This is a genomic window from Stenotrophomonas maltophilia, assembly GCF_047782825.1.
Classification (GTDB): Bacteria; Pseudomonadota; Gammaproteobacteria; order Xanthomonadales; family Xanthomonadaceae; genus Stenotrophomonas.
On record NZ_CP180589.1, the window covers coordinates 2,581,804 to 2,598,790 of the forward strand.

Here is a 16,987-nt window from a genome sequence, read left to right on the forward strand (position 1 = left end):
GCCGCGCCCTGATCCTTCAACGATTACCTCCTGGTTCCCCCGCATGACCCAACTCGCCTCCAGCTACGACCCGAAGTCCTTCGAGACCGACCTCTACGAGGCCTGGGAGAAGGCCGGCCACTTCAAGCCGTCCGGCACGGGCGAGCCGTACACCATCCTGCTGCCGCCGCCGAACGTGACCGGCACGCTGCACATGGGCCACGCCTTCCAGCAGACCCTGATGGATGCGCTGGTGCGCTACCACCGCATGCGCGGCTACGACACGCTGTGGCAGGTCGGTACCGACCATGCCGGCATCGCCACCGAAATGGTGGTCAGCCGCAACCTGGCGCTGGAAGGCAAGGGCGAGACCCGCGATTCGCTGGGCCGCGAGGGCTTCATCGGCAAGGTCTGGGAGTGGAAGCAGCAGTCCGGCGACACCATCGAGCGCCAGATGCGCCGCCTCGGCACCTCCGCCGACTGGTCGCGCAGCACCTTCACCATGGACCCGCAGCCGTCGGCTGCGGTGAACGAAGCCTTCGTGCGCTGGTACGAGCAGGGCCTGATCTACCGCGGCCAGCGCCTGGTCAACTGGGACCCGGTGCTGAAGACCGCCATTTCCGATCTGGAAGTGGAGAGCGCCGAGGAAGACGGCTTCCTGTGGTCGATCGCCTACACGCTGGATGAAGGCCTGAGCTACGAGCACGTCGAGCGCGATGCCGACGGCGTGGAAACCCTGCGCGAAACCCGCGACTACCTGGTGGTGGCCACCACCCGCCCGGAAACCCTGCTGGGTGATACCGCGGTGATGGTGCACCCGGAAGACGAGCGCTATGCGCACCTGATCGGCAAGAGCGTGGTGCTGCCGCTGACCGGCCGTCGCGTGCCGGTGATCGCCGACGATTACGTCGACCGCGCGTTCGGCACCGGCGTGGTCAAGGTCACCCCGGCGCACGATTTCAACGACTACGAAGTCGGCGTGCGCCACAGCCTGTCGATGATCAACCTGTTCACCCCGGTGGCGGCGCTGAATGAAAATGCGCCGGAACGCTTCCAGGGCCTGGACCGCTACGCCGCGCGCAAGGCGGTACTGGCCGAGCTGGAAGACCTGGGCATCCTGGTCGAGACCAGGGCGCACAAGCTGCAGGTGCCGCGCGGCGACCGTACCGGCCAGGTGATCGAGCCGTACCTGACCGACCAGTGGTTCGTGAAGATGGACGACCTGGCCAAGCGTGGCCTGGAACTGGTCGAAGACGGAACCATCGCCTTCGTGCCGCCGAACTGGATCAACACTTACCGCCACTGGATGAACAACATCCAGGACTGGTGCATCAGCCGCCAGCTGTGGTGGGGCCACCGCATCCCGGCGTGGTTCGACGCCGCCACCGGCAACTGCTACGTCGGTCGCAGCGAAGAGGAAGTGCGCGCGAAGAACAACCTCGGCAGCGACGTGGTGCTGAACCAGGAAAGCGACGTGCTGGAAACCTGGTTCTCCTCGCAGCTGTGGCCGTTCTCCACCCTGGGCTGGCCGAACGAACAGGCGATGGCCGAGCGCGGCTTCGACCGCTACCTGCCGTCGTCGGTGCTGATCACCGGCTTCGACATCATCTTCTTCTGGGTGGCGCGCATGATCATGGCCACCGACAACCTGGTCGGGAAGATCCCGTTCAAGGACGTCTACTTCACCGGCCTGATCCGCGACGGCCAGGGCCAGAAGATGTCCAAGAGCAAGGGCAACGTGCTCGACCCGCTGGACATCATCGACGGCATCACCATCGACGACCTGGTCGCCAAGCGCACCGGCGGCCTGATGCAGCCGAAGATGGTGGAGAAGATCGAGAAGGCCACCCGCAAGGAATTCCCGGACGGCATTGCTGCCCATGGTGCCGATGCGCTGCGCTTCACCATCGCCGCGCTGGCCACCCACGGCCGCGACATCAAGTTCGACATGAACCGCGCGGAAGGCTACAAGAACTTCTGCAACAAGCTGTGGAACGCCAGCCGCTTCGCGCTGATGAACACTGAAGGCGCGGCGTTCACCGGCGTGCCCAAGCCGCGTACCGATGCCGAGCGCTGGATCCTCGCGCGCCTGGCCGCCACCACCGCCGAAGCGCAGGGCCATTTCGCCGCCTACCGCTTCGACCTGCTGGCGCAGTGCCTGTACGAATTCGCCTGGAACGCGTTCTGCGACTGGTTCCTGGAACTGAGCAAGCCGGCCCTGAACGGTGCCGACGCCGCCGATGCCGAAAGCACCCGCCACACCCTGCTGTACGTGCTGGAAGCGCTGCTGCGCCTGCTGCACCCGCTGACCCCGTTCATCACCGAACAGCTGTGGCAGCAGCTGGCCCCGCGCCTGGGCCTGGCCGAAACCACGCTGTCGCTGCGCCCGTACCCGACCGCGGCCGAGTTCGAAGGCGATTTCGCCCAGGCCGAAGCCGACGTGGAATGGCTGAAGGCGGTGATCAGTGCGGTGCGCCGCGTGCGCAGCGAACTGAACGTCGCCCCGTCCAAGCTGGTGCCGCTGCGCCTGCAGGCCGGGCTGGAGCAGGACCGCGTGCGCATCGAACGCTTCAGCGCCTCGCTGTCGTTCCTGCTGAAGCTGGACAGCATCCAGTGGCTGGCCGAAGGTGAAAGCGCACCGCCGGCCGCCGCCGCGATCGTCGGCGAGCTGAAGCTGCTGGTGCCGCTGGAAGGCCTGGTGGATCTCGACGCCGAACGTGCGCGCCTGGACAAGGAAATCAAGCGCGTGGAAGGCGAGAAGGAAAAGAGCGAGACCAAGCTGGCCAAGTTCACCGACAAGGTGCCGCCGGCGGTGGTCGAGCAGGAGCGCGTGCGCCTGGTTGACTGGAACACCCAGCTGGCCGGCCTGCAGGAACAGCGCGCGAAGCTGTAACGCCGGAGTGGTTCAAGTGGAATCGGAAACGCCGGGCACTGCCCGGCGTTTCCATTTCCGCCGCATGGCATCATCGGGCAATGCCGTTTTCCCTCTTCCTGCTGGTCCTTGCCGCTGCCGCCCTGCATGCCAGCTGGAACGCGATCGTCAAACGCGGGCCGGACAAATTCCTTGGCACCGTGCTGGTCACCGGCAGCGCCGCACTGCTGTCCGCCGCCGCCCTGCCCTTCCTGCCCGTGCCCGCCGCGCACAGCTGGCCGTGGCTGGCCGCGTCGGTGCTGCTGCAGGTCACTTACTACGGGCTGGTCGCACGCTGCTACCAGCAGGTGGACATGAGCCTGGCCTACCCGCTGATGCGCGGCTGTGCGCCCATCCTGGTGGCCCTGGCCGGCACCCTGCTGGGCGAATCCCTGCCGCCGGCGGCGTGGCTGGGCGTGCTGCTGGTCAGCACCGGCATCCTCTGCATGGCCCTGGGTGCACGTGGAGGCCAGCTTGGGCTGCCACTGCTGACCGCGCTGATGATCGCCACCTACACCCTGGTCGATGCGCAGGGCGCGCGCCAGTCCGGCAGCGCGCTGAGCTACACGATGTGGCTGTTCCTGCTGTCGGGCATTCCGCTGCCTTTGTGGGCGCTGTACACGCGGCGCGGTGCGGTACTGGCCTATGCGCGCCAGCACTGGCCGCTGGGCGTGGCCGGTGGCGTCGGCACCACGGCGTCGTATGCGATGGCGCTGTGGGCAATGACCCAGGTGCCGGTGGCAATGGTGTCGGCGCTGCGCGAATCGTCGATCCTGTTCGCGCTGCTGATCTCGGTGTTCGTGCTGCGCGAACGCGTGCCGCGGGTGCGTTGGCTGGCAGCGGGATTGATCGTGGCTGGCGTGCTGGCGCTGCGGATGGCGTAAGCAACGCTCCAGCAGTGACGGCCGCTGGCCGGCAACCCTTCGCCCTTACAGCGGCGGCATGACCTGCGGGTCGTCGCCGACCAGCTCGATCGCCATCACCAGCGCGTCCTCGCGGCCCTGTGCGGCCGGGTAATAGCGTGGTCGGCGGCCGATCTCGTTGAACCCTTCGCTGTGGTACAGCGCCAGTGCCGAGGTATTGGATGGGCGCACTTCCAGGAACACCCGCTGCGCCCCCCGGTCGCCAGCCAGGCGCACCAGCGCGCGCATCAGCTGCCGGCCCAGGCCGTGCGACTGCTCCAGCGGGTCGATGCAGATGTTCAGCACATGCGCTTCATCGGCGGCGAGGCTGAGCATGCCGTAGCCCACCAGCAGGCCGTCACGCTCCATGGCCAGGCCGGGGTAACCGGCGCGCAGGCAATCCAGGAAGATGCCGCGCGTCCACGGGTACGGATAACCCCGCACTTCGATGGCCATGACGGCATTGAGGTCGCTTTCGCGCAGGGCGCGCAGCGAGACCGGACCCGGCTGGGCGACCGCGCTCATGGCGCGCCCCGCTTGCGCAGCGCCCGCAGCTGCGGCCACAGCGCGCGCTTGGCCTTCGGGTCACGCCGCAACTGCTCCAGCGGCCAGCTTTCCATCAGGGCCTGGGTGGCCGGATCGCTCGGGTTGCAGCCGGAAGCACGCAGCAGCGCAATCTGCAGGCGGTCAGGCAGGCGCACCGACGGTTGCCGCGCATTGCCACTGGGCTGCGGCCGGGACGCGGCGGGCGCGGTATCGGGGGCGGCCACCGGCGTGGTCCGCGGCGGCGGTGCCGCACGTTCCGGCCGGTCCATTGCAGGCGCATCGTCGCGCGGCATCCTGCGTGGCGCTTCAGCGCGCGCCGGTGCCACCGCAGCAGCAGCGGCGTCGGCCTCGGCCACGCTCAGCTGCAGCGCCGCATCCAGCTCGGCCGCCAGCTGGCCGTCGTGGAAGACCGTGTACCCCATGGCCTGCAGCCAGGCCTGCTGGGCCGGGGACCACAGCACGGGCAGGTCCTGGCTCACGCCGCCTCGGGCTTCTTGCGCAGGCGCTGCAGGGCCCACATCACCGGGCCGGACAGCGCGTAGAGGATGCCCACCACGAACAGCACACGTGGCAGATCGATGACCGCGATGGCGATGGCGATCGGCACCAGCGCCAGCACCAGGAACGGCACGCGGTCGGAGCGGGTGCCCTTGGCGGCACCGCCCTTGAAGCTCCAGAAGCGGATGCGGCTGACCATCAGCAGGGCCGCGATGAGGGTGACCGCCAGCGCGACAAAGCGCAGCTCGTTGCCGTCCCAGCCCAGGTTGCCATCGGCGAAGGCCCAGACGAAGGACATCATCAGGCCCGCAGCGGCGGGACTGGCCAGGCCGACGAACCAGCGCTTGTCGACCACGGCCACCTGGGTATTGAAGCGGGCCAGGCGCAGCGCGGCGCAGGCGGCATACAGGAAGGCTACCGCCCAGCCGACCCGGCCCAGCAGTTCGCCGTCCAGCTTCAGCGAGGACAGCGACCAGTGGTACATCACCAGCGCCGGAGCCATGCCGAAGCTGACCAGGTCGGCCAGTGAGTCGTACTGCACGCCGAACTCGCTGCTGGTGCCGGTCAGGCGCGCGACGCGACCATCCAGGCCATCCATCACCGCCGCCACGAACACCGCGATGCTGGCATTGACGAAATCGCCATTGGCCGCCGCGATGATGGCGTAGAAGCCGGAGAACAGCCCGGCGGTGGTGAACAGGTTGGGCAGCAGGTAAATCGTGCGCGAACGCGGCGGCGGTGTGATCGGGTCCATGGAATCCAGTTTAATCGACTTGCCAGCGGTCGGCGGCAATGCTGCAATCGGCGTTCTACGCCCATTCCGTGGAGTTTGCCATGCGCGCCTTGTCCTGCCTGGGTTGCCTGCTGCTGTTGGCCAGTGCCAATGCGGTGGCCGGGCCTGTCTATAAATGGAAGGACGCCAAGGGCGTGACCCAGTATTCGGAGACGCCCCCGGCCGGGGCGAAATACGAAACCCGCGAGCAGGCACGCAGCCCGCAGACCCCGGCGGCGCCCGCTGCGGAAGCGGCCCCGGTGCCGGAGCAGTGCAGCACCGCGCGTGCCAACGTGACCCTGCTGGAGGGCAGCGGCCCGGTGATGCAGGACACCGATGGCGATGGCAAGGCCGACACGGCCCTGACCCCGGAACAGCGCACCGCGCAGAAGGGCCTGGCCGAAGCCGCCATCAAAGCCTACTGCCCCCCGGCCAGCTAATGGGGGGTTCGGCAGGGCTTGCAGCCCTGCACCTGCTTCAAGCCGGAGCAACGGCAACGTCAAAAGCTGGGTATCCGTGGGATGGCGGGGCGGTGTGGGTGGGCAGGACACGCCGTAAACCCGTCCATGGGGGCTCGTAGGCGCCATCCATGGCGCCTGCGGTCCTGCCCACCCACACCGCCCCGCCTCTGACAGTTGGCCGGCGGCCAGTAGATCCACGCCATGCGTGGATGAATCTCTCGGATATCGAACTGAATCTGGGGTCGGAGCCCGTGCCGTTCTGGCAGATCGCGGGAAACTGTCGAAGGCGGGGTGGGTCCGGTTGCGGGGGCGTGAGCGCCATGGATGGCGCGACCGAGGCTACAGGGACGTACTTGCGCCGTCCCCCGCAACCGGACCCACCCCGCCAACCCACGGATAGCCCGCTTTTGACGTTGACGTTGACGTTGACGTTGCCGTCGCTCCAAGCGGGTGCAGGGCTGCAAGCCCTGCCAGTACCCCACCCCCCGGCCGGGCTGGCAGAATAGGCGTCTCTGCCGTTATCCGAAGCCGCCGATGCGCCTCTCCCAGTTCCACCTGCACACCACCAAGGAAACCCCCAGCGACGCCGAGCTGACCAGCCACCGGCTGATGCTGCGCGCGGGCATGATCCGCAAGCTGGCATCGGGCCTGTACACCTGGTCGCCGCTGGGCCTGCGCGTGCTGCGCAAGGTCGAGCGTATCGTGCGCGAGGAAATGGACCGCGCCGGTGCAGTGGAATTCCAGATTCCGACCATCCAGCCGAAGGAACTGTGGGAGCAGACCGGTCGCTGGGAAAAGTTCGGCCCGCAGCTGCTGAAGATCAAGGACCGCAAGGACCAGACGTTCTGCTACAGCCCCACCGCCGAAGAAGCCGCCTGCGATTTCGCGCGCAGCGAGCTGTCCAGCTACAAGCAGCTGCCGGTCAATTTCTACCAGATCCAGACCAAGTTCCGCGACGAGATCCGCCCGCGTTTCGGCGTGATGCGTGCGCGCGAATTCCTGATGAAGGATGCCTATTCGTTCCACCTGCACGATGAGTGCCTGGTGCGCGAGTACGAAAACATGAAGGCGGCCTACAGCCGCATCTTCACCCGCCTGGGCCTGGATTTCCGCATGGTGCAGGCCGATTCCGGTGCCATCGGCGGCGATGCCTCGCAGGAATTCCACGTCATCGCCGATTCGGGCGAGGATGCGCTGGTGTTCTCCACCGGTTCGGATTACGCGGCAAACATGGAAGCCGCCGTGGCCGCCGATCCGGCGCCGCGTGCGGCCGCTGCCGAGGCGATGCGCAAGGTCGACACCCCCACCCAGAAGACCTGCGAGGACGTTGCCGCCCTGCTCGGCATCGACCTGACCCGCACGGTGAAGTCGGTGGCGCTGATGACCGAGGCAGGCTTCGTGCTGGCCCTGGTGCGTGGCGACCATGAGGTCAACGAGATCAAGCTGGGCAAGGTTGCCGGCCTGGAAGAACAGCGTTTTGCCAGCGAGGCGGAAATCGCCGAGCACCTGGGCAGCGTGCCGGGCTTCCTCGGCCCGGTCGCGCCGGCCAAGGCCATCCGCGTGGTGGCCGACCGTGAAGTGGCGGCCATGGCCGACTTCGTCGTCGGTGCCAACCAGGCCGGCTTCCATCTGGCCGGCGTCAACTGGGGCCGCGATCTGGCCGAGCCGGAAGTGGCCGACATCCGCAACGTGCAGGCCGGCGACCGTGCCGTGGATGGTGGCGAGCTGAAAATCGCCCGCGGCATCGAGGTTGGCCACGTGTTCCAGCTGGGCCGCAAGTACGCCCAAGCGCTGGACGCAACCGTGCTGGACGAGAACGGCAAGGCCGCGGTGATGGCGATGGGCTGCTATGGCATCGGTATTTCCCGCGTGGTCGCCGCCGCGATCGAGCAGAACCACGATGACGCCGGCATCATCTGGCCCGAGGCGATGGCGCCGTGGCAGGTGGTGGTGTGCGTGATCAACCCGAAGGGCGATGCCGGCGTGGCCGATGCCGCGGCCGGCCTGCTGCAGGAACTGCGTGATGCAGGCCTGGATGCGGCGCTGGACGACCGTGGCCTGCGCCCGGGCGCGATGTTTGCCGACATGGAGCTGATCGGTGTCCCGCACCGGGTGGTGGTAAGCGAGCGCGGTCTGACCGCCGGCACCTACGAATACCGCTCGCGCCGCGCCGCCGAGGCGGAGAGCCTGGACAAGGCCGCCCTGCTGCAGCGACTGCAGGGCTGACCAGAAAGACCGGGGCCTGCCCCGGTCTTTTTTTGTCTGTTTTGTGCGCACCAGCAAAATGGCGACGAACATAATCCGGTCAAAATGGACGCATTGGGGCCATCCGGCCGCCATGTCGCGACTGCCGATGTTTGTGCTGGGATTAATTCGTCATTATTCTGTCCCGCGACGCCACGGACCGGCTCGTCCCTGTCCCTAAATTAGTTTCCGGAGTAATCGTTGATGAGCATCGACCTGAGCGGCCTGTCGGCACGTGAGCTGGGCGCCCTGATCCGTACCGCAAAGAAGCAGCAGACCATCGTCGCCAAGCGCCGCCCGATCGCCAAGGTGCGTGCCCAGCTGAGCAAGCTGGCCAAGACCGAGGGTTACACCATCGAAGAACTGTTCGGTGATGCCCCGGCCCCGCGCGCGCGCAAGGTTGCAAAAGCAACCAAGGCACCGGCCAAGACGGCAGGTCGCAAGCTGGGCAAGGTCGCCCCGAAGTACCGTAATCCGGCCAACCCGAAGGAAACCTGGACCGGCCGCGGCAAGCAGCCGCGCTGGATGGCCGAGCTGACCGCCAAGGGCGGCAAGAAGCCGGAAGACTTCCTGATCAAGAAGGCCTGAGGCCCAGCATCAGGTTGGAATGAAGAACGCCGGCGAAAGCCGGCGTTCTTCATTTACAGCGTCTTACGCGCCGGCATCAGCAGGTTGCCGAACAGCAGGCCGGCCACCAGCGCCATCACCACGTTGAGCACGGTCAGGAACACGCTCTGGCCAGCGCCCACGTCCTGCTGCTGGACCAGGGTCAGCACGCCGCGCAGGCTGGTGCTGCCGGGCACCATCATGATGATGCCGGGCAGACGGATGATCGCACCCGGGCGGCCGACCAGGCGGCCGAACAGGTTGCCACCGGCGGTCAGCAGCATGGCCGACAGGAAGATGCCGGCCGGCGCCCCCCAGGCATGGCCACCGAACTTGGAAATCGCATAGCCGGCCACCGAGGCGGCGATCACCCACGGGTAATCGCGGCGGTTGGCCTTGAACAGCATCGCGAAGGCGAAGGCGGCGGTCAGCAACGACCCCCATTCCACCCACGGCCCCTGCGGCCGCGATGCGCGGATCACCGGTTCCAGGCCCAGCACGTCGGCCAGGGTCACCGCGATCATCGCGCCCACGCTGAGCTTCATGATGGTGGTCAGCGCACCGGCGAAGCGTGCGGTGCCGGACACCCAGTGCTGGCTGGCCAGTTCGTTGACCGCATTGGTCAGCGACATGCCGGGCAGCAGCACAACCAGCGAGGCGATGATCACCGTATTGAGGTTGAGTGCGCCAACGAAGGCGGCCACCAGGGTCGCCACCATGCCGGCCAGCAGCGCGGCCAGTGCTTCGGCCGCCTCGCGGGTGGCCGGGCGGCGGTCGGTGACCATGCCCAGCAGGCCGATCATCAGGCCGATGACGCCGGCGGTGGCGATGTCCAGCCACGGCAGCTTCCACATGCCGGCCACGCCGGCCGCGCCCAGGCTGAAGGACAGGATGGTGCGCAGCGTGCCGCGCCGGCCCGGATCCTTGTCCAGCTGGCGCAGTGCGGTATGCCCCTGGGCGATGCTCATGCGCCCGTTGGACACCTCTTCGGCGATACGGTCGGCCACGCTGAGCTTGTGCAGGTCGTTCTCGCCCGGTGCCAGGCGGATCACCCGGGTGATGTCACTGGAGCCGATCGCCTGCGCCGGGTCGCTGAAACTGAGGATGATGCCGGTGGGGTTGGACCACGGTTCACAATCCAGATCGAGCTGGCGTGCCAGCGCGACCACGGCCGTTTCCAGGCGCTGGGCGGTGGTGCCGTAGCTGTGCAGGCGCCCGGCGATCTCGGAAACAAAGGCCACGCGTTGCGCGTAGGTGGCCTGGGGCGTGGGGATCGTGTGAGCGTCTGCAGACATGCGCCGTAGTATTACCTACGGCGGGCCCCGCAGGAGAAATTCATCCAGGTTCGACGCGGCGCGCAGGACGAAACGGTTATGCTGCGACCCGAATGGCCCCCATGACCCCGAACCACGCACCCCGGCTTGAACTGGACGCCCACGATCCCGGGCTGATCCGCCTGTCCGGATACTGGACCCTGAAGACCGCGCTGGACGCGGCCGAGGTCCTGCGCGGCATTCCCGACAGGTTGACCGGCATCGATGCCACCGGCATCGAACAGCTGGACTCGGCCGGCGTGCTGCAGGTGCTGCGCGTGGCCCATCGCGCCGATCTGGGCGAACAGGCCCTGCAGTTCCGCCCGGACCACCAGGCGCTGGTCTGCACCATCGAGGAAGTGGCCGACGACCGGCCCAAGCCCAAGCGTGATTTCGGCGTGCTGGCCGCGCTGGAGCGGCTGGGCGTCAGCGTCCATGCCACCGGCCACAACATCAAGGCGCTGTGCAGTTTCCTGGGCGAGAACCTGGTCAAGGCCGCACGCCTGGTGAAGGAACCGCGGCGCTTCCGCCTGACCGCCACCGTGCACCAGATGGAACAGGTGGGTCTGGATGCGGTGCCGCTGGTGGCGCTGCTGTCCTACCTGGTCGGCGCGGTGATCGCCTTCCTCGGCTCGACCATCCTGCGCGACTTCGGCGCGGAGATCTATGTGGTCGAGCTGGTCAACATCGCCTTCCTGCGCGAGTTCGCCGTGCTGCTGACCGCCATCGTGCTGGCCGGCCGCACCGCCAGCGCGTTCACCGCGCAGATCGGTGCGATGAAGGCACGCGAGGAAATCGATGCGATGCGCACCCTCGGCCTGGACCCGGTCGACCTGCTGGTGCTGCCGCGCCTGCTGGCGCTGCTGGTCACCCTGCCGCTGCTGACCTTCATCGCGATGGTTGCCGGCCTGGCCGGCGGCATCACCGTGGGCGCGTTCGACCTGGACATTCCGCCGCAGATGTACATCGCGCGCATGCACGAAACCATGGAAGTACGGCACATGCTGGTGGGCCTGTCCAAGGCGCCGGTGTTCGCGCTGGTGATCGGCCTGATCGGCTGCCTGGAAGGCCTGAAGGTGGAAGGCACCGCACAGTCGGTGGGCGAACGCACCACCTCCAGCGTGGTGCAGACCATCTCGCTGGTGATCATCATCGACGCCTTCGCGGCGTTGTGGTTCATGCACATGGACTGGTGACATGAACGCACAACACACTCCCACCGACATCGACATGCACGACGACCAGCACCATGACCTGGCCATCCGCGTGCGCGGCCTGGTCAACCGCTTCGGCAGCCAGACCGTGCATGAAGGCCTGGATCTGGACGTGCGCCGCGGCGAGATCCTCGGCGTGGTCGGCGGCTCGGGCACCGGCAAATCGGTGCTGATGCGCTCGATCCTGGGCCTGCGCGTGCCCGATGAAGGGCAGATCGAGGTGCTCGGCCGCGATGCACGTGCCGACGATGCCGAAAGCCGCCTGCACATTGAACGCAATACCGGCGTGCTGTTCCAGGATGGCGCCCTGTTCTCCTCGCTGAGCGTGGGCGAGAACGTGCAGGTGCCGCTGAAGGAACACCACCGCGAGCTGCCCGAACGCTGGCATTACGAACTGGCCCTGCTGAAGGTGAAGCTGGCCGGCCTGCCCGCCGATGCCATCAACAAACTGCCCTCGCAGCTGTCCGGAGGCATGCGCAAGCGCGCCGGCCTGGCCCGCGCGCTGGCGCTGGATCCGCCGCTGCTGTTCCTGGACGAGCCCACCGCGGGCCTGGACCCGATCGGCGCGGCCGCCTTCGACCGTCTGATCAAGACCCTGCAGGAAGCGCTGGGCCTGACCGTGTTCCTGATCACCCACGATCTGGACACCCTGTATGCGATCTGCGACCGGGTGGCGGTGATCGCCGACCGCAAGGTGGTGGCCAATGCGCCGCTGCCGGAAATCGAGAAACTGGACCACCCGTGGATCCAGGAATATTTCCACGGACCCCGTGCGCGTGCCGCGCGCGGCGAACAGATCAAGAGTGCCTGAGCCATGGAAACCAAAGCCAACTACGTGCTGATCGGCGCGTTCACCCTGATCACCGGCCTGGCCCTGCTGGCCTTCGGCCTGTGGGCGGCCAAGTACTCCTCCGACCGCACCTGGCAGGAATACCGCGTGGTGTTCCGCGAAGCGGTCACCGGCCTGTCGGTGGGCAGCCCGGTGCAGTACAACGGCATCGCGGTGGGCTCGATCACCGAACTGAACCTGGTGCCGGACGACCCGCGCCAGGTGGTCGCACGCATCCGCCTGAACTCCAACACGCCGGTCAAGACCGATACCCGCGCCAAGCTGGCCATCACCAGCCTGACCGGCCCCTCGATCATCCAGCTCAGCGGCGGTACGCCGCAGGCGCCGACGCTGACCACGGTCAACAAGGATCCGGCGCCGATCATCCCGACCACGCCGTCGGCGCTGCAGAACATCACCGATGTGGCCAACCGCATCGTCGAGCGCATGGACCAGATCCTGAGCGACCGCAACGTGGCCTCGATCAACGCCACCCTGGCCAACCTGGAAACCATCAGCGGCGGCCTGGCCGACCGTGACCAGGGCACCCAGGCGCTGCTGCTCAGCGCGCGCGATGCCGCGCGCAGCCTGGACACCACGCTGAAGACCACCAACGGCACCATCGAGCGCCTGGACAAGAACCTGGTGCAGCAGCTGCCGGGCATCATCGACAAGCTCGACGCCACCTTGGGCAAGCTTGATTCGGCCGCCGGCAACGCCGATTCGATCCTGGGCGAGAACCGTGCGGCCATCAACAGCTTCGCCAACGATGGCCTGGGCCAGCTCGGCCCGACGCTGAACGAACTGCGCGGCCTGATCCGCGACCTGCGCCGGGTCAGCGACCGCCTCGAGAACAACCCCGCGCGCTACCTGCTGGGCCGCGACGCACCGAAGGAGTTCGAACCCAAATGAGCCCGATGACCCTTCCGCGCCTGCTGCTGGCCGCCTCGGCCGTCGCCCTGCTGGGTGGCTGCTCGATCCTCGGCAGCGGCGACAAGAGCCCGGTCACCCTGTATTCGCCCGCCGTGCAGGTGAAGGTGGATCCCAGCTGGCCGCAGGCCGACTGGCAGCTGGTGGTGTCCAAGCCCAGCGCCGCGCGCATGGTCGACAGCCCGCGCATCAACGTGCGGCCGACGCCTTCGGAACTGGAGATCTACAAGGGCGCCAGCTGGGCACAGCCGGCCACCGACATGATCGAGGACACCCTGCTGCGCGGTTTCGAGGATTCCGGCCGCCTGCGCGGCGTCGCCCGCACCGCCGCCGGCATCCGTGCCGACTACAAGCTGGCCACCGATGTGCGCCGCTTCGAATCGGACTACCAGGGCCAGGCCACGCCGACCGTGGTGATCGAAGTGAACGCCAAGCTGATCCACACCACCGACCAGCGCGTGGTGGCCGACCGCACCTTCCGCCAGAGCCAGCCGGCGGGCAGCACCGAGGTGCCGGCGGTAGCCGCCGCCTTCGAGCGTGGCCTGCAGCAGCTGGCGCAGGATGTGGTGGGCTGGACGCTGGTGAACGGGCAGAACGACGCGGCGGCGGTGAAGCGCTGAGCGTTGCAGGGGGTCAGAGCCCTTTCCCGGTGGGAAAGGGATCCGACCCTTTCCAAGCCGCGGGGTCGCGTTCTGGCAGCTCCAGATCATGCCCGGCGGCGTGCTGTCCGGTGCATGCGATAATCACGCACCCCTGCCCATTTCCAGCCAGATGCCCTCATCCGTTTCCATCGCCGTCTGCACCTACAACGGTGAGCGCTTCCTGCAGGAACAGCTCGACAGCCTGCTTGCGCAGACGCGACGACCGGACCAGATCGTGATCCGCGACGACGTATCCTCCGATGGCACTCTGGCGCTGCTGCGTGCCTTCGTGCCGCGCGCAGAAGCGGAAGGCATCGCCGTCGACCTGCAGGTGAACCCGCAGAACCTTGGGTATCGAGGCAATTTCGATGGTGCACTACGCGCTTGCACTGGCGAGGTCATTTTCCTGTGCGATCAGGATGACGTCTGGCACGCAGACAAGCTCGCACGGTTCTGCGCACAGTTCGATGCACGTCCCGGACTGCTGGCGCTGCATTGTGATGCACAGTTGATCGATGAAGCAGGAGAATCGTTGCCCCAGCGTTTGTTCGCGGCCCTTCGCTACCTTCCTTCGGAACAGGCGCGAATGCACGACGGTGACGGCTTCCGTCTGATGCTCAAGCGAAATCTGATGACCGGCGCAGCGATGGCATTCCGTCATTCGGTGCTCGCCGATGCTCTCCCACTACCGGACAAAGACTGGGTGCACGATGCCTGGATCGGCACTCTGGCGGCAATGCGCGGGGAGATCGACAGTCTTCCCGACGCGCTCATCGGCTATCGCCTGCACAGCAATAACCAGCTGGGCCTGGGGGGCAATGACACAGCGCCACGCGCGGTAAGACGCAAGCGGCAACTGGAGACAGAGCGCGTGCAATCGGCGTTGTTGCTGGCACGCGGGCGTACACGGGGCCTGCCCGAACCATTGCTGGCGTGGGTGGAGCGCAAGCAGGATCATGTTTCGGTTCGAGCGACGCTGCCTTCGTCCCGCCTGCGACGATTGCCAGCGGTGATGGGCGAGCTGTTCGCCGGCAACTACAGCAGGTTCGGCCGCGGCCTCCTGTCGGCCGGTATCGACCTGGTACGCGCCTGACCTCCTGCAGCCGTTCCCTCAACCGGGCTGAATCCAACGGAAGGTCAGGTTGATCCGCTCGCCCTGCACCCGGGCCATCTTCGGCAGCGCGTGCTGGTAGTAGCGCTGGGTGCCGCCACCCATCAGTAGCAGGTCGCCATGGCCCAGCAGGAATTCGGCCTTGCGCGCCGGATCGTCGCGCCGCCGCAGCAGGAATCGCCGCGCCGAACCCAGGCTGAGCGAGGCGATGAGCGGCGACGGCCCCAGCTCCGGCTCGTCATCGCTGTGCCAGCCCATGTAGTCCCCGCCCGTGCGGTAGCGGTTGACCAGCACGCTGTTGAACGTACCAATGCCCTGCGACTGCAGGCGTTCGCGCAGCGCCAACAGGCGGGGTGGCCACGCATGCGGCACGAACTCCGCCCCGGAATAGCGGTAGCGCGCCTGCGGATCGCCGATCCAACAGCTCAGCCGGGGTGAATCCACCCAGTTGCCGAACATGCGGATGCGGTGGGTTTCCCAGGGCAGTTCCGACTGCAGCGCCGGCAGCAGCGCGTCGGCTGCGTCGGGAGCCAGCCAGCCAGGGAGGTGTTGGACGTCAGCGTCTGGGAGGTCGTGGGGGAACAGCATCACGGTCGTCCTCATGCGCGGGGCGGCAGACGCGCCCCGCGCAGGGCCACTCAGGCGCGCCGGAACGGCACGCCGGTCTTTTCCTTCAGTTCGTCATCGCCCACGCCCGGTGCGGCTTCCACCAGCAGCAGGCCAGCGTCGGCCACATCGAACACGGCCAGGTCGGTGATGATGCGGTCCACCACGCCCACGCCGGTCAGCGGCAGCGTGCATTCGGCCAGGATCTTGTGCTCGCCGTTCTTCGCGGTGTGCTCCATCAGCACCACCACGCGCTGCACGCCAGCCACCAGGTCCATCGCCCCGCCCATGCCCTTGACCATCTTGCCCGGCACCATCCAGTTGGCCAGGTCGCCCTTGGCGGTCACCTGCATGGCGCCCAGGATGGCGAGGTTGACGTGGCCACCGCGGATCATCGCGAAGCTGTCATGGCTGCCGAAATAGCTGGCACCGGCACGCGCGGTGACGGTCTGCTTGCCGGCATTGATCAGGTCGGCATCCACTTCGGCGTCGGTCGGGAACGGGCCGATGCCGAGCAGGCCGTTCTCCGACTGCAGCCACACGTCCACGCCCTCGGGAATGTGGTTGGCCACCAGGGTTGGCAGGCCGATGCCGAGGTTCACGTAGGCACCATCGGTCAGTTCGCGGGCGGCGCGTGCCGCCATCTCGTCACGGGTCCACGCCATGTCAGTTGCCCTCCGCGCGGATGGTGCGCTGTTCGATGCGTTTCTCGGGGTGCGCGTTGTGCACGATGCGGTGCACGTAGATGCCCGGCAGGTGCACCTGGTCCGGGTCGATGGCGCCCACCGGCACCACTTCCTCCACTTCCACGATGCAGACCTTGCCGGCCATCGCGCAGGCCGGGTTGAAGTTGCGCGCGGTCTTGCGGAACACCAGGTTGCCGGCTTCGTCGGCCTTCCAGGCCTTGACCAGGGCAACGTCGGCGCGCAGCGCGGTTTCCATCACGTAGTGCTTGCCGTCGAATTCGCGGGTTTCCTTGCCCTCTGCCACGACCGTGCCGTAGCCGGTGGCGGTGAAGAACGCCGGGATGCCTGCACCGCCGGCACGCAGGCGCTCGGCCAGGGTGCCCTGCGGGTTGAACTCCAGCTCCAGTTCGCCGGCCAGGAACTGCCGCTCGAACTCCTTGTTCTCGCCCACGTAGGACGAAATCATCTTCTTGATCTGCCGGGTTTCCAGCAGCTGGCCCAGGCCGAAGCCATCGACGCCGGCGTTGTTGGAAATCACGGTCAGGCCCTTGGCACCACTGTCGCGCAGCGCGGCGATCAATGCCTCGGGAATGCCACACAGGCCGAAGCCGCCCACGGCCAGGGTCTGGCCATCGGCGATGACGCCCTGCAGGGCCTCCGCCGCGCTGGCGAAGCGCTTGCTGCGCTTGCCACTGGAAGTTGCGTGTTCCATTTCTACAGCCCTACGGGGGAAGAATC

17 protein-coding genes are annotated in these 16,987 nt (G+C 67.3%); 10 read left to right on the top strand and 7 right to left on the bottom strand.

The window, feature by feature from the left end:
- The first annotated feature begins 43 nt into the window (after nt 1-43).
- Both ACM2ZB_RS12135 and ACM2ZB_RS12140 read left to right on the top strand, forming a co-directional pair.
- Nucleotides 44-2,872, top strand: coding sequence for a valine--tRNA ligase (locus tag ACM2ZB_RS12135; protein WP_416055607.1), 2,829 nt, complete (start codon nt 44-46; stop codon nt 2,870-2,872).
- An 80-nt stretch (nt 2,873-2,952) separates the two neighbouring features.
- Nucleotides 2,953-3,774, top strand: a complete 822-nt coding sequence (locus ACM2ZB_RS12140; protein WP_416055608.1) for an EamA family transporter — start codon at nt 2,953-2,955, stop codon at nt 3,772-3,774.
- Between the two features lie 45 nt (nt 3,775-3,819).
- Here ACM2ZB_RS12140 and rimI read toward each other — a convergent pair whose 3' ends face one another.
- Genes rimI through pssA form a run of 3 tightly spaced genes read right to left on the bottom strand, consistent with a single transcriptional unit; the run spans nt 3,820 to nt 5,590 of the window.
- Nucleotides 3,820-4,317 (bottom strand): ribosomal protein S18-alanine N-acetyltransferase, encoded by a 498-nt coding sequence (gene rimI / locus ACM2ZB_RS12145; protein ID WP_313443210.1) that lies wholly within the window; start codon nt 4,315-4,317, stop codon nt 3,820-3,822.
- A complete protein-coding gene (locus ACM2ZB_RS12150; protein WP_313443263.1) occupies nt 4,314-4,760 on the bottom strand; it encodes a hypothetical protein in 447 nt (148 codons plus the stop codon). The genes rimI and ACM2ZB_RS12150 overlap by 4 nt, the downstream gene beginning before the upstream one ends.
- 53 nt (nt 4,761-4,813) lie before the next feature.
- Complete coding sequence (pssA, locus tag ACM2ZB_RS12155; protein WP_313443208.1) at nt 4,814-5,590, bottom strand: CDP-diacylglycerol--serine O-phosphatidyltransferase; 777 nt, start codon at nt 5,588-5,590, stop codon at nt 4,814-4,816.
- Nucleotides 5,591-5,670: 80 nt separating this feature from the next.
- Between pssA and ACM2ZB_RS12160 the strand changes: the two genes are divergently transcribed.
- The 3 genes from ACM2ZB_RS12160 (at nt 5,671) to ACM2ZB_RS12170 (ending at nt 8,901) form a co-directional block, all read left to right on the top strand.
- Nucleotides 5,671-6,048, top strand: a complete 378-nt coding sequence (locus ACM2ZB_RS12160; protein WP_416055609.1) for a DUF4124 domain-containing protein — start codon at nt 5,671-5,673, stop codon at nt 6,046-6,048.
- A 555-nt stretch (nt 6,049-6,603) separates the two neighbouring features.
- On the top strand, nt 6,604-8,295 hold the full coding sequence (locus ACM2ZB_RS12165; RefSeq protein WP_416055610.1) for a proline--tRNA ligase: 1,692 nt from the start codon (nt 6,604-6,606) through the stop codon (nt 8,293-8,295).
- 222 nt (nt 8,296-8,517) lie between these two features.
- Nucleotides 8,518-8,901 (top strand): H-NS histone family protein, encoded by a 384-nt coding sequence (locus ACM2ZB_RS12170; RefSeq protein WP_313438935.1) that lies wholly within the window; start codon nt 8,518-8,520, stop codon nt 8,899-8,901.
- Between the two features lie 53 nt (nt 8,902-8,954).
- Here the strand turns inward: ACM2ZB_RS12170 and ACM2ZB_RS12175 are convergent, their stop codons facing one another.
- Nucleotides 8,955-10,214 carry a threonine/serine ThrE exporter family protein gene (locus ACM2ZB_RS12175; RefSeq protein WP_416055611.1) on the bottom strand — a complete coding sequence of 420 codons (1,260 nt, stop codon included), beginning with the start codon at nt 10,212-10,214 and terminating at the stop codon, nt 8,955-8,957.
- Nucleotides 10,215-10,306: 92 nt separating this feature from the next.
- On the opposite strand from ACM2ZB_RS12175, the gene ACM2ZB_RS12180 reads away from it, so the two are divergent.
- The 5 genes from ACM2ZB_RS12180 (at nt 10,307) to ACM2ZB_RS12200 (ending at nt 14,939) form a co-directional block, all read left to right on the top strand.
- Nucleotides 10,307-11,428, top strand: a complete 1,122-nt coding sequence (locus tag ACM2ZB_RS12180; RefSeq protein WP_416055612.1) for an MlaE family ABC transporter permease — start codon at nt 10,307-10,309, stop codon at nt 11,426-11,428.
- A 1-nt stretch (nt 11,429) separates the two neighbouring features.
- Entirely contained in the window at nt 11,430-12,257 is an 828-nt protein-coding gene (locus ACM2ZB_RS12185; RefSeq protein ID WP_416055613.1) for an ABC transporter ATP-binding protein, read from the top strand.
- A 3-nt stretch (nt 12,258-12,260) separates the two neighbouring features.
- Complete coding sequence (locus ACM2ZB_RS12190; protein ID WP_079220561.1) at nt 12,261-13,187, top strand: MlaD family protein; 927 nt, start codon at nt 12,261-12,263, stop codon at nt 13,185-13,187.
- Nucleotides 13,184-13,825 carry an ABC-type transport auxiliary lipoprotein family protein gene (locus tag ACM2ZB_RS12195; RefSeq protein WP_416055614.1) on the top strand — a complete coding sequence of 214 codons (642 nt, stop codon included), beginning with the start codon at nt 13,184-13,186 and terminating at the stop codon, nt 13,823-13,825. Before ACM2ZB_RS12190 ends, ACM2ZB_RS12195 begins: the two co-directional genes overlap by 4 nt.
- Before the next feature lie 88 nt (nt 13,826-13,913).
- The gene (locus ACM2ZB_RS12200) at nt 13,914-14,939 is read left to right on the top strand and encodes a glycosyltransferase family 2 protein (RefSeq protein ID WP_416055615.1); all 1,026 of its coding nucleotides are present in this window, start codon (nt 13,914-13,916) and stop codon (nt 14,937-14,939) included.
- An 18-nt stretch (nt 14,940-14,957) separates the two neighbouring features.
- Here ACM2ZB_RS12200 and ACM2ZB_RS12205 read toward each other — a convergent pair whose 3' ends face one another.
- From ACM2ZB_RS12205 to ACM2ZB_RS12215, 3 genes are read right to left on the bottom strand one after another with little or no spacing between them, the layout of a single operon-like run.
- Nucleotides 14,958-15,545 (bottom strand): alpha-ketoglutarate-dependent dioxygenase AlkB family protein, encoded by a 588-nt coding sequence (locus ACM2ZB_RS12205; RefSeq protein ID WP_416055616.1) that lies wholly within the window; start codon nt 15,543-15,545, stop codon nt 14,958-14,960.
- A 50-nt stretch (nt 15,546-15,595) separates the two neighbouring features.
- Nucleotides 15,596-16,228 (bottom strand): CoA transferase subunit B, encoded by a 633-nt coding sequence (locus ACM2ZB_RS12210; protein ID WP_416055617.1) that lies wholly within the window; start codon nt 16,226-16,228, stop codon nt 15,596-15,598.
- Between the two features lies 1 nt (nt 16,229).
- On the bottom strand, nt 16,230-16,961 hold the full coding sequence (locus ACM2ZB_RS12215; protein ID WP_200733322.1) for a CoA transferase subunit A: 732 nt from the start codon (nt 16,959-16,961) through the stop codon (nt 16,230-16,232).
- Nucleotides 16,962-16,987: the final 26 nt, after the last annotated feature.

Bases quoted from the DNA above. Each gene is read 5' to 3' on its own strand.
- ACM2ZB_RS12135 (WP_416055607.1), top strand. From the start codon at position 44: ATGACCCAACTCGCCTCCAGCTACGACCCGAAGTCCTTCGAGACCGAC.
- ACM2ZB_RS12140 (WP_416055608.1), top strand. From the start codon at position 2,953: ATGCCGTTTTCCCTCTTCCTGCTGGTCCTTGCCGCTGCCGCCCTGCAT.
- rimI (WP_313443210.1), bottom strand. From the start codon at position 4,317: ATGAGCGCGGTCGCCCAGCCGGGTCCGGTCTCGCTGCGCGCCCTGCGC.
- ACM2ZB_RS12150 (WP_313443263.1), bottom strand. From the start codon at position 4,760: ATGGGGTACACGGTCTTCCACGACGGCCAGCTGGCGGCCGAGCTGGAT.
- pssA (WP_313443208.1), bottom strand. From the start codon at position 5,590: ATGGACCCGATCACACCGCCGCCGCGTTCGCGCACGATTTACCTGCTG.
- ACM2ZB_RS12160 (WP_416055609.1), top strand. From the start codon at position 5,671: ATGCGCGCCTTGTCCTGCCTGGGTTGCCTGCTGCTGTTGGCCAGTGCC.
- ACM2ZB_RS12165 (WP_416055610.1), top strand. From the start codon at position 6,604: ATGCGCCTCTCCCAGTTCCACCTGCACACCACCAAGGAAACCCCCAGC.
- ACM2ZB_RS12170 (WP_313438935.1), top strand. From the start codon at position 8,518: ATGAGCATCGACCTGAGCGGCCTGTCGGCACGTGAGCTGGGCGCCCTG.
- ACM2ZB_RS12175 (WP_416055611.1), bottom strand. From the start codon at position 10,214: ATGTCTGCAGACGCTCACACGATCCCCACGCCCCAGGCCACCTACGCG.
- ACM2ZB_RS12180 (WP_416055612.1), top strand. From the start codon at position 10,307: ATGGCCCCCATGACCCCGAACCACGCACCCCGGCTTGAACTGGACGCC.
- ACM2ZB_RS12185 (WP_416055613.1), top strand. From the start codon at position 11,430: ATGAACGCACAACACACTCCCACCGACATCGACATGCACGACGACCAG.
- ACM2ZB_RS12190 (WP_079220561.1), top strand. From the start codon at position 12,261: ATGGAAACCAAAGCCAACTACGTGCTGATCGGCGCGTTCACCCTGATC.
- ACM2ZB_RS12195 (WP_416055614.1), top strand. From the start codon at position 13,184: ATGAGCCCGATGACCCTTCCGCGCCTGCTGCTGGCCGCCTCGGCCGTC.
- ACM2ZB_RS12200 (WP_416055615.1), top strand. From the start codon at position 13,914: ATGCCCGGCGGCGTGCTGTCCGGTGCATGCGATAATCACGCACCCCTG.
- ACM2ZB_RS12205 (WP_416055616.1), bottom strand. From the start codon at position 15,545: ATGCTGTTCCCCCACGACCTCCCAGACGCTGACGTCCAACACCTCCCT.
- ACM2ZB_RS12210 (WP_416055617.1), bottom strand. From the start codon at position 16,228: ATGGCGTGGACCCGTGACGAGATGGCGGCACGCGCCGCCCGCGAACTG.
- ACM2ZB_RS12215 (WP_200733322.1), bottom strand. From the start codon at position 16,961: ATGGAACACGCAACTTCCAGTGGCAAGCGCAGCAAGCGCTTCGCCAGC.